At 73.5% G+C, this 10,354-nt stretch carries 7 protein-coding genes; 2 read left to right on the top strand and 5 right to left on the bottom strand.

The genetic code is table 11. From position 1 onward, the window contains the following. Positions 1-487: 487 nt before the first annotated feature. Complete coding sequence (locus ACLJWH_RS14065) at positions 488-1,084, bottom strand: HDIG domain-containing metalloprotein (protein WP_411141996.1); 597 nt, start codon at positions 1,082-1,084, stop codon at positions 488-490. 187 nt (positions 1,085-1,271) lie between these two features. Here ACLJWH_RS14065 and ACLJWH_RS14060 point away from each other — a divergent pair, with 187 nt between their 5' ends. Both ACLJWH_RS14060 and ACLJWH_RS14055 read left to right on the top strand, forming a co-directional pair. Continuing rightward, complete coding sequence (locus ACLJWH_RS14060) at positions 1,272-2,321, top strand: aldo/keto reductase (protein WP_411141995.1); 1,050 nt, start codon at positions 1,272-1,274, stop codon at positions 2,319-2,321. Positions 2,322-3,419: 1,098 nt separating this feature from the next. Continuing rightward, positions 3,420-4,172, top strand: coding sequence for an SDR family NAD(P)-dependent oxidoreductase (locus ACLJWH_RS14055; protein WP_411141994.1), 753 nt, complete (start codon positions 3,420-3,422; stop codon positions 4,170-4,172). A gap of 93 nt (positions 4,173-4,265) precedes the next feature. Here the strand turns inward: ACLJWH_RS14055 and ACLJWH_RS14050 are convergent, their stop codons facing one another. The 4 genes from ACLJWH_RS14050 to ACLJWH_RS14035 form a co-directional block, all read right to left on the bottom strand. Then, complete coding sequence (locus ACLJWH_RS14050; RefSeq protein WP_411141993.1) at positions 4,266-5,165, bottom strand: LysR family transcriptional regulator; 900 nt, start codon at positions 5,163-5,165, stop codon at positions 4,266-4,268. Positions 5,166-5,995: 830 nt separating this feature from the next. After that, positions 5,996-6,898, bottom strand: coding sequence for a universal stress protein (locus ACLJWH_RS14045; protein WP_411141992.1), 903 nt, complete (start codon positions 6,896-6,898; stop codon positions 5,996-5,998). Between the two features lie 145 nt (positions 6,899-7,043). Continuing rightward, a complete protein-coding gene (locus ACLJWH_RS14040) occupies positions 7,044-9,446 on the bottom strand; it encodes a glycoside hydrolase family 65 protein (RefSeq protein WP_411141991.1) in 2,403 nt (800 codons plus the stop codon). After that, on the bottom strand, positions 9,446-10,204 hold the full coding sequence (locus ACLJWH_RS14035; protein WP_411141990.1) for an HAD family hydrolase: 759 nt from the start codon (positions 10,202-10,204) through the stop codon (positions 9,446-9,448). The genes ACLJWH_RS14040 and ACLJWH_RS14035 overlap by 1 nt, the downstream gene beginning before the upstream one ends. Positions 10,205-10,354 lie beyond the last annotated feature (150 nt).

Genomic DNA, 10,354 nt, shown 5'->3' with positions numbered 1-10,354 from the left:
CCTTCCCTGATTATGGAGGGCAGATACTGGAGAGCCAGGCAGTCCTGTGCCTGTGGAATGGTGCGTTCGACAGTAGGAGGGGCGCGGATTACGGGTCAATGTGCTTTTGGCCCGCGATTGTCCGGCCCCGTACTGCACAAACAGCGCGCTGCACGAACAGCGCGGGTGCGGTGCCGCCGTCGGCCGCCCGGGTGCGGAGGGCGCGGGGGCGCGGAAGGCGCGAAGGGTCGGGGCGTCGTTCGGGGTCTCGCCGGCCTCCGCGCGCCGGCGGTTCACCGCGTGGACGGAGGCGGGGCTGCGGCGTCGGCCGCACCGGGCAGGGCCGGACGGGCTCGGCGCCGGCGGGGCCCCGAGCTCACGACCGGGCCTTTCGCGGTGCTTCCCCTGTCTACGTGGCGGAGCAGGGCAGGTTCACGCGAAGGCCGCCCCTATGTCCGCCTGACGGGGCAGATCCTGATCCCTTTCGAGGCGCTTTTCGGTGATCGGCTCATGCTTGCGGGTGGCCGTACTGTGCTCTGAGGGAGGTGAGGTCGGGCTCGCCGAACCGGGTGCGCAAGAGGTGGAATGCGTGGACTTTGTCCCCGCCGAATTTCTCTGCGTACACACCGTAGGAGCTGGCTGTGAGGAACGTCGGTGGTGTGGTTTTGCTGTGAAACTTGTCCGCGTACATCACCAATTGCTCTTCGGTGGTCTCGGCCAGGTAATCGGCCTCGGGCAGGCCCAGTCCGTGTTCGCGTATGTCGTGCCTGGTGAGACCGACTCCGGTGTGGCAGGAGCAGAAACGGCAGAGTCGCTCCGGGAAGCCCTCCTGGCGGAGGATCTCGTGGCCGAGGACGCCGTGGCGGATGTAGTTGCTGTGATCGAGCCGTCCGGCGCGGTCGTAGAGCCGGTAGACGCCGATGTCGTGGAGCAGCGCACCGACACGTACAAGTGCGGAATCAAGCTGGAGAACGGTGTCCGCCATCAGCTGTTCCGCGATGCGGGAGACTATCTCGCAGTGGGTGTATACGAGATCGAGTGCCTCACGTGTGGGCGCGTACTTTTCGTGCAGTGCACGTATCTCTTGGGTCGTCGGCAGGATCACCACGGCAGCGTAACAATCCTTTTGCGCGGCGGAACGAAGGTGTTCGCCCCGGCCTGCGAAGCAGGGCTTGAGGCGGCCTGCGTCGAAGAGGGAAAGGCGAGCCGAGAGGGGGAAGCACGCTTGCCCTGGAGTGGACTCCAAGTCGTACGGTCGCGGCGTTCAAGTTGCCGACGGCCAAGGAGAGTTCATGCGCCACCGCGTTCTGGGCGGAACCGGCATCGAGGTCAGTCCCTACTGTCTCGGCACCATGATGTTCGGTTTCGTCGGCAATGCCGACCACGACGAAGGTGTCCGGATCATCCACGCCGCGCTCGACGAGGGGATCAACTTCGTCGACACCGCCGATATGTACTCGGCGGGAGAGTCGGAGACGATAGTCGGCAAGGCGCTGAAAGGCCGCCGCGACGAGGTGGTACTGGGGACCAAGGTTCATTTCCCTATGGGGGACGGCCCCAACCGGGGTGGTAATTCGCGGCGTTGGATCGTCCGGGAGGTGGAGAACAGTCTGCGGCGGCTGGGCACGGACTGGATCGACCTGTACCAGGTGCACCGGCCGGACCACACGACCGATATCGAGGAGACGCTCTCCGCCCTGACCGATCTCGTGCGCCAGGGGAAGATCAGGGCGTTCGGCTGCTCCACGTTCCCCGCGGACGAGATCGTCGAGGCGTACCACGTGGCCGACCGCCGGGGGCTCCAGCGGTTCCGCACCGAGCAGCCGCCGTACTCGCTGCTGGCCCGAGGCGTCGAGAGGCATGTGCTGCCGGTGACGCAGCGCCTGGGGATGGGGGTGCTGACCTGGAGCCCGTTGGCCTCGGGGTTCCTGACCGGGCGCTACCGCAAGGGCCAGGCTCTCGATCTGAGCAGCGGACGTCCCACCCTGAACCCGGACCGCTTCGACCCGTCGGCGCCGCGCACCGCCGCGAAGCTGGAGGCCGTCGAGCAGCTCGTCGCCGTGGCCGGGGAAGTGGGCTGCTCGCTGCCGGAGTTGGCCGTCGCCTTCCCGCTCGCGCATCCTGCCGTCACGTCGGTGATCATCGGCCCGCGCACGATGGAGCAGCTGCGGTCCACCCTCAAGGGCACTTCCGTGGTGCTGGACGACGCCGTCCTCGACCGGATCGACGAAATCGTCCCGCCCGGCACCGACCTCTATCCCCCGGACGGCGCCTGGACTCCGCCGACGCTCACCACGGCGGCGCTCCGGCGGCGCCCGGCCGGGACCAGGTCCGCCGCCTGAGGCCGGACCCGACGCGAGCCTGGCTGGAGTCTCGCGATGCGTGTCGGCTCCTGAGACGGTCCGATGCGAGGCGGCGGCCGGGGCCCGCCACCGCACGGGCCACGTCCTGGTGCCCGCGCTCGGCGCCGCGGGGGGCGCGGGCCATGGGGGCCGTACCGGGTGGCGCGGGACATGGTTCGTACGGGGCGCGAACCACAGCGGTGGTGACGGGCGCCGTGCGACCGGCCGGGAACGGGGCCCCGGTCAGCCGCGGATCCCCGCCGCGGGCACCCTCCACGGAGCCGGGTGGCAGCGCTGCCGGGGCGCCCGTCCGCAGACCCGTCGGCACGTTGCGGGGGTCCGTACGGGGGGAGGGCAGCGGGGGATGAACGGGAAGGTCCGGCACGTTCGGCGGCCGGTCAGGCGCTCGGCCGGTTCCGCGGCGGGCTGACGGCCAAGGGCCAACTCGCCTGTGAACCGGCTGGTCGGCAGGCCGACGGACAGACCGGCCGAGGTGACGTGGCGGACTCCGCGCGCCTCCGGGTTCCAGGACGCTGTCCGGGACCGCACCGCAGAGCGAAGCCGCCCGGCCGCCCGCCCCTCCGCAAGAGCCGGCAGCGCGCCCGAAGAGCCGACAGTGCGTCCGCAAGAGCCGACAGTGCGTCCGCGGAAGCCGGCAGCGCGCCTGAAGAGCCGACAGTGCGTCCGCAAGAGCAGTGGGTCCGCGGAAGCCGGCAGCGCGCCCGCAGAAGCCGACAGTGCGCCCGTAAGGGCCGGAAGTGTCTCCGTGAGCCCCGTACGTCAGGTCACCGGGCGAAGCCCGCCGTCCGCCGTACCTCCCCATACGCCTGGCGAAGAGCCGCCATAAGGGCCACCTCTGGCCGCCGAAACGGCTCTGACCTGCTTCGCAGCAGCGCGGCGCGCGCCGCGAAGCCCGTCGGCCGCGCAGAATTCCCGTATCAATGGCGGCTCCCGGCATCGCCTATGGCGGTGAGGGAATCCGTGGCGCGGATCCGCGCTTGTCGATGCACGTCAGCTCACGAATGAGATGAGGGAGCGCAGCGGTCGCGGCGCAGTCGGGCCGTGGTGCGCTCGCCCCTCCGAGGCGAAGGACGACTCATGGGTTCTTTTGATCTGACCGGACGCGTGGCCCTGGTGACCGGAGCGACCAGTGGCATCGGCGCCGCCACCGCGGCACTGCTCGCCGAGCGGGGCGCGCACGTGGTGGTCGCGGGCCGGGACCGTTCCCGCGGCGATTCCGTGGTCGGTGCCATCCGGGGCCGCGGCGGCAAGGCCGACTTCGTCGCCGCGGACCTGCGCGCGGCGGAGCCGGTGCGACAGCTGGCGCGGGAAGCGGAAACCCTGGGCGGGGGCCGGGTCGACATCCTGGTCAACAACGCGGGCAGCTACCCCTTCGGCCCCACCGAGGAGGCGCGGGAGCACGACATCGACGCCGTCTACGAACTCAACGTGAAGGCCCCCTTCCATCTCGTCGCGGCGCTCGCCCCGGCGATGGCCGAGCGGGGCGGCGGCGCGATCGTCAACGTCAGCACGATCGCCGCCGAGAGCGGTATCACGGGGATGGCGCTGTACGGGTCGAGCAAAGCGGCCGTGGAGCTGCTGACCAAGGCGTGGGCCGCCGAGTACGGCCCGCGCGGTGTGCGGGTCAACGCCGTCCGGCCCGGCCCGGTACGTACCGAGGGCACCGCCGGCATGGGCGAGGACCTCGAAGCCCTGGCGGCCCAGGCCCCGGCGGGCCGCGTGGCCGCACCGCAGGAGATCGCCGAGGCGATTGCCTATCTGGCCGGTGACGCGGCGAGCTTCGTCCACGGTGTGGTGCTGCCCGTCGACGGCGGACGCACCGCCGTCTGAGCCCGGCGGCGGCCCGCCCGGTGTCCCCGGCCCCGGAGCGGGCGGCGAGGACACCGGGCGGCGCCCCTGTTCCGCCGAGGGCCGCCCGGCACCTCAGTGGTGCGTCGAAGAGGCAAGGGCGGCGATGAACCGGCTCAGATCGCGTCGGGTCGCATCGGCCGGCCATACCGCCCACGTGCGCCGTACCAGCGGATGGCCGGCCAGCGGCGACCATGCCACCCGGTCCGGCAGCGGCTGCTGCCAGCGAGGCGGAGCCAGGGCGAAAGCCCGCCCCGCGCCGACGGACGCCAGTTTCACGTCGGCGATCAGGGCCTGCCCCTCCGGCGCCTCGGGGCCGAGGCCGAGACCGTGGCCCCGCAGGACCGCCGTCAGTTCGTCGTACCAGGCGGGGCTACCGGAGCGCGGAAACCCGACCCAGTGCAGGCCGATGAGCTCCTCCAGCGCGATGCCGTCCGGACCGGTGAGCTCGGCCGCCCGCTCCGCGGCGAGCAGCACCCCGAGCCGTTCGCGTACGACCAGCAGCGCATCGAACTCCGGCCCGGTCGGCCGCTCCCGCAGAAGACCGACGTCGAGCGCGCCGGTCCGCAACGCCGCCAGCTGTTCCGCACTGGAGAGATGGCGAGCCTGCACCCGGGTGTCCGGATGGGCCTCGGCCAACTCCGCCAGCGCCGGATCGAGCAGCCCGGCGGGCAGCTCCAGCGGGATGCCGATCCGCAGGGCCCCGCCTCCGGGAGCGGCGTACCCGGCCATCACCCGCAGTGCCTGGTCATGCCGGGCCAGCACCGCCCGCGCCTCGCCGAGCAGGGCGATACCGGCCTCCGTGGCACGCGCCCCGGTACTGCCGCGCACCAGCAGCTTCACCCCCAGCTGCCGTTCGAGACCGCTGACCGTCTGGGACAGCGCCGGCTGGCTCATCTGCAGCCGCCGTGCCGCCGCGGACAGTCCGCCCTCCTCCGCCACCGCGACGAACGCCCGCAACTCACGCAACTCCATGTCCCCATGCCATCACGCCCGTTCACCCGGCGTCACGCTCCCCGTACCGGCGCGGCCGGGCGCGGACGCCCACGACAGGCATCTCGCCGCGCGCGGACGCCCACGACAGGCATCCCGCCGTGCGCGACGCCGAGCCCCCAGCCCGTACCCACGGCCGGATCCTGACGCGAACACGGCGTTTCCTGCGTCACGCCCCGACGCCCCGACGCCCCGACACCCCAACACCCGGCCCACCGGCCGGAGTAGCCTCGGTGCGGGAACACCACGGGCCGGACCGGCCCGCCCGGACCGGCGTGCTCTCCCCGCCGGACGGGAGCCGTCGTCCGGGCGCGCGCCGAGACCGGTCGATGTACGTCTCCGCGGGCACCGAGTCCGCCGAGGGTGGCGCGAAGGGGCCGGGCCCCGGTCCGCTGCTCGCTCCACCGGGCGAAACGTCGGCGGGCCGTCCGCTCACGTGGTCCGTCCGCCCACGGGGACTGTCCGCCCACCCGCTCACGTGGTCCGTCCGTTCACGTGGTCCGTCCGTTCACGGGGACTGTCCGTCCACGGGGTCTGTCCGCTCACGGGGACCGTCCGCCCACGGGGACTGTCCCCCACGGGGTCCGTCCGTCCACCCGGACCGTCCGCCCACGGGGACCGTCCGCCCACCCGGACCGGAGACCGGCGGCACCGCCGCCCCGCTCCCGCCGCCCCGCTCCCGACGCGACGGCGACCGTGCGCCGCCGCCCGGCGCCGCGGCGTGTCCTCACCTCACGCGTCCGGGGCCTCACGCGTCCGGGGCCTCACGCGTCCGGGACCTCACGCCTCCGGGGCCTCACACGCAGGGGACCTCACGCGTACGGCACGACCGCGACCGGCGCCGGGCAGTGGTGCAGGACGGCGTGTGCGACGTGCCCGATGCGGGGCGGTCCCACCCAGGAGCGGCCGGTCCGTCGGCCGATGACGACGAGGCTGGCCTCGGCGCCCGCCGTCACCAGGTGACGGGCCGGCGGACCGGACGCGGACTGCTCGATCACGTCGATACCGGGGTACTTCTCCCGCCACGGCCGCAGCGCGGTGCGCAGCGCGTCGGTCTGCTCCGCCGCCATGTCGGCGTGGAGGGTGGGGCGCGCCACCGCTCCGTAGGCGAAGTAGGCGGGCGGGTGCCAGCCGTGCACCACCCGGAGTGGGGCCGCCCGGAGCGCCGCGGTGTCGAAGGCGAACCGGATCACCTCCGCGCACGGCCGGCTCAGATCCAGGCCGAGCACCACCGGACGGTAGGCCATCGCCGCCGGGGGCTGTCCGTCCGGCGCGGGCCGGTGCTCGTCGTCGGCCGTCGTCCCGGCGCGTACGAAGACGACCGGCCGCTCGCTGTGCGCGGCCGTGGACAGTCCGACGGACCCGAGGAGGAAGCCGGCGAGGGTGCCGATCCGGGCGCTGCCCATGGCCAGCAGCTCCGCCTCCCGGGCCGCGTCGCACAGCACCTCCGGGGGCGGGCCCGTGCGGTGGTCCGTGGTGATGTCCAGGTCCGGGTAGCGGTTGCGGAGGTCCGCGGCGGCCTCGCGGGGCACGCGCTCGGACCACTGCCGGGGTCCCTCCGTCCCCGCGAGCGGCGCGTTCGTGTAGGGCTGCCACTCCCAGGCGTGGACGAGGCACAGCGGCAGCTCCCGGCGCAGCGCCTCCCGGGCACCCCAGTCGGCGGCGGCGAGGCTCGCGGGGGAGCCGTCCAGTCCGACGGTCACGGGGCGGGTCATGGCACACCTCCGGGCGGGGAGCGGTTCCACGGTTCACCTCCCACGGTCGTCCGGTACGCGCGCGGCTCGCGAGGGGCCGCAGGGCCCCCACCCGGGCCGACCGGCCCACCCGGCGGAACGGACGGCACCGGACTCGGTTCCCCCGTCAGCCGCCGGGCAGGTCGAGCCGGCAGGTCGTACCGGGGGCGACCGTGAACGTGTGGCCGCCGAGCTTCACCCGCACCGGGGCGTGGCCCGAGTCCGGTACCGCCAGGTACACGTGCTCGGCCCGGATGTGCAGGTCGATGTCCCAGTGGCGCAGATAGCGCAGCCGTACCCCGAACTCCGAGAGCTGGGGGATCGGCGCCGGGGCGAGCCACAGCGCACCGTCGCGGGTCTCCAGGCCTGTCATCCCGCGCTGGACGAGATCCAGCGTGCCCGCCATCGCGCCCAGGTGGATGCCCTCGGCGGTGGTGCCGCCCTGGAGGTCCGCCACGTCCCCGGTCAGCGCCTCCTCGCAGTACGTCCAGGCGTCGGCCCGGCGGGCTCGGGCCAGCACCCAGGCGTGCACCAGGGAGCTGAGCGTCGATCCGTGGCTGGTGCGGCGCAGGTAGTAGTCGACGGTGGCGTGCCAGATGTCGTCGTCGAGGGGGTAGCCGAGCTGCCGGAACACCCCGGCGAGTTCCGCCGGTGAGAAGAGGTAGCCCAGCATCAGCACGTCGGCCTGCTTGGACGCCTGGTAGCGGTTGGGGGTGTCGTCCTCCGCCTCCAGGATCCGGTCCAGCCGCCGGATGTCCCCGTACCGCTTCCGGTAGCCCTCCCAGTCGAGCTCCGCCAGGTCGCCGTAGCCCGCGAACTGGCTGATGACCCCGCGGTGGTGCGGCACATGGAGCCGGTGCGCGATGTCCTCCCAGCGTTCCCGCTCGTCCGGACCGAGCCGGATGCGCTCGAACAGCTGCTGCCGCCGGATCTCGGGGAGGGTGTGGCAGAGCTCCAGCGCGCGCCGCAGCACCCAGGCCGCGGTGACGTTCGTATAGGTGTTGTCGTCCAGCCCCGGTTCGGTGGCCGACGGATAGCCGTCGTGGTACTCGTCCGGACCGACGACCCCGCGGATGCGGTAGCGGCCCAGGTCCGGGTCCCAGACCGAGCCGGCCGCCCAGAAGCGGGCGATCTCCAGCACCATCTCCGCGCCCTTGGTGTGCAGGAACTCCGTATCGCCGCTGGCCTGGCAGTACTGCCACACGTTGTACGCGATCGCCGAGCCGACGTGGTGCTGCAACCGGGAGTGATCGGGCAGCCAGCGCCCCGAGCGCGGGTTGAGGTGGACCTCCGGCGCCTCCTCCCGGCCGTCGCTGCCGCTCTGCCACGGGTACATCGCCCCCGCCCGGCCCGCCTCCCGCGCCGACCGGCAGGCCGCGGGCAGCCGCCGGTGGCGGTAGCCGAGCAGGGCCCGCGAGACCTCCGGCAGATGCAGGTTCAGGAACGGCAGCACGAAGAGTTCGTCCCAGAAGACGTGCCCGCGGTACGCCTCGCCGTGCAGGCCCCGCGCCGGTACCCCGACGTCCAGTTCGGCCGAGTGCGGCGAGAGGGTCTGGAGCACATGGAAGAGGTGCAGCCGCAGAATCCGGCCCGCCTCACCGGGGACCTCCAGCTTCGTCTGCTGCCAGAGGTGCTCCCAGGCGCGCTGGTGCGCGGCCAGCAGCCGCCGGAACTGCGGGGCCTGGTGCGCGGCGCGGACGGCCGCGCTCACGGGGTTGCCGATCGCCGGGTCGTGGGAGGTGTACAGCGCCACCGTCTTGTCGACGACCGCGTCGGTGCCGGGCCCGACGGGCAGGGTCAGCGTCTGGCGGGCCCGGCGTGCGGTGAGACCGGCCACCGGCTTCGCGCTCCGGGGCCCGGCCGCCCGGGTGCGGGCGGCCAGTGCGACACGGATGTCCGAGGTGACGGTGCGGCAGCCCAGCCACACCGTGTCGTCCTGCTCGGAACCGGTCGCCCAGCCGGTCAGATGCCGGTTGGCGAGATCGCGGTACCGCTCGACGCCGGTGTTGCGGACATCCCCGTCGATCCCGGACACCACCTCCACCTCGCCCGTCCACCCGTCGGCCGTGAACGAGGTGCGCAGCGCGGCCAGATGCGGGTCGCCCATGTGCACCAGACGGCACTGCTCCACGCTCAGCCGCCGCCCGTCGCCGTCCGCGTAGACCGTCCACCGGGTCAGGGTGCCGTGCCGCAGGTCCAGCGTCTGCCGGTGCTCCACCAGCTGTCCGCCGTCGGGGGTCAGCCAGGGCCCGGGGGGCGCGTCCGCCGGGCGCATGCGGTAGCGCAGCGGCAGCCAGTTGGGCAGATTGACCATGTCCTCGTGCTCGACCCGGCGGTCCGCCACGGTGGAGGCCAGCCGGTTGTAACAGCCCGCCACGTACGTGCCTGGACCGTGCGTGGGACCGGCGGGCGTCTCGGACGCGGCGCCGCGGGTGGCGAAGTAGCCGTTGCCGAGGGTGCACAGCGTCTCGCGCAGCCGTTCCTCCGCCGGTTCGTACCCCTCGTACGACCAGGTCCAGGCGCCGGCCATCAGCCTTCCCCGGATGTCAGCAGCTCGCCGGGGTCGGTCACCACGACATCGGCGCCGTGGCGGCGCAGGGCTGCCGCGCCGACCGGGCCGGCCGTGCGGTCCACGCCCACCACGAGGCCGAATCCGCCGCGCCGGCCGGCCTCGACACCGGCCAGGGCGTCCTCCACCACGGCGGTGTCGCCGGCCGGGACGCCGAGGCGCCGGGCCGCCTCCACGAAGAGCGCCGGGTCCGGTTTGCCCGGCAGCGCCAGCCGCCGCGCCTCGTTGCCGTCCACCACGGCCTCGAAGAGGCCGTCGATGCCCGCCGCGGCGAGCAGCTCGGCCGCGTGGCGGGACGCCGAGACGGCCGCGCACGGCATCCGCCTGTGCCGCAGCACGTGCAGCAGGCGTACGGTGCCGGGCCAGGCGACGATGCCCTGCGCGCGCAGCAGCTCGGTGAACAGCTCCTCCTTGCGGGCCGCGACCGCCCACACCGTGGCGGTACCCGGCGGGTCGGCGGGGTCGCCGAGCGGCAGGTCCAGCCCCCGGGAGGCGAGGAACCCGGCGGCCCCGTCCTGCCGGGACAGGCCGTCGACATACCGGCGGTAGTCGTCCACCGGGTCGAACGGCCGCTGCCCCGCGGCCGCCAGGCAGGCGTCGAAGGCGCCCTGCCAGGCCGCGGCGTGGACCCGGGCGGAGTCGAGGAGGACTCCGTCGGTGTCGAAGACCACGGCCCGCAGCGAGCGCAGGCAGGCGGCCAGGGACGGCGCGTCGCCCATGATGGCGGATCCCTTCGTCAGGGGCTCCACTCCATGGCACCACGGCCCCCGGCCGAGGGCGCGTCGCGGCGGGGGTGGCAGGCAGGGCCGGTTGGTCCTCGGGCGGTCCCGGAAGGCCCCTGTGACCGGGCCCCGCGCCGTCCGATCATG

This window comes from Streptomyces sp. x-80 (assembly GCF_046549095.1).
Taxonomy (GTDB): domain Bacteria; phylum Actinomycetota; class Actinomycetes; order Streptomycetales; family Streptomycetaceae; genus Streptomyces; species Streptomyces celluloflavus.
This window is presented reverse-complemented; position numbering and strand designations above follow the sequence as displayed.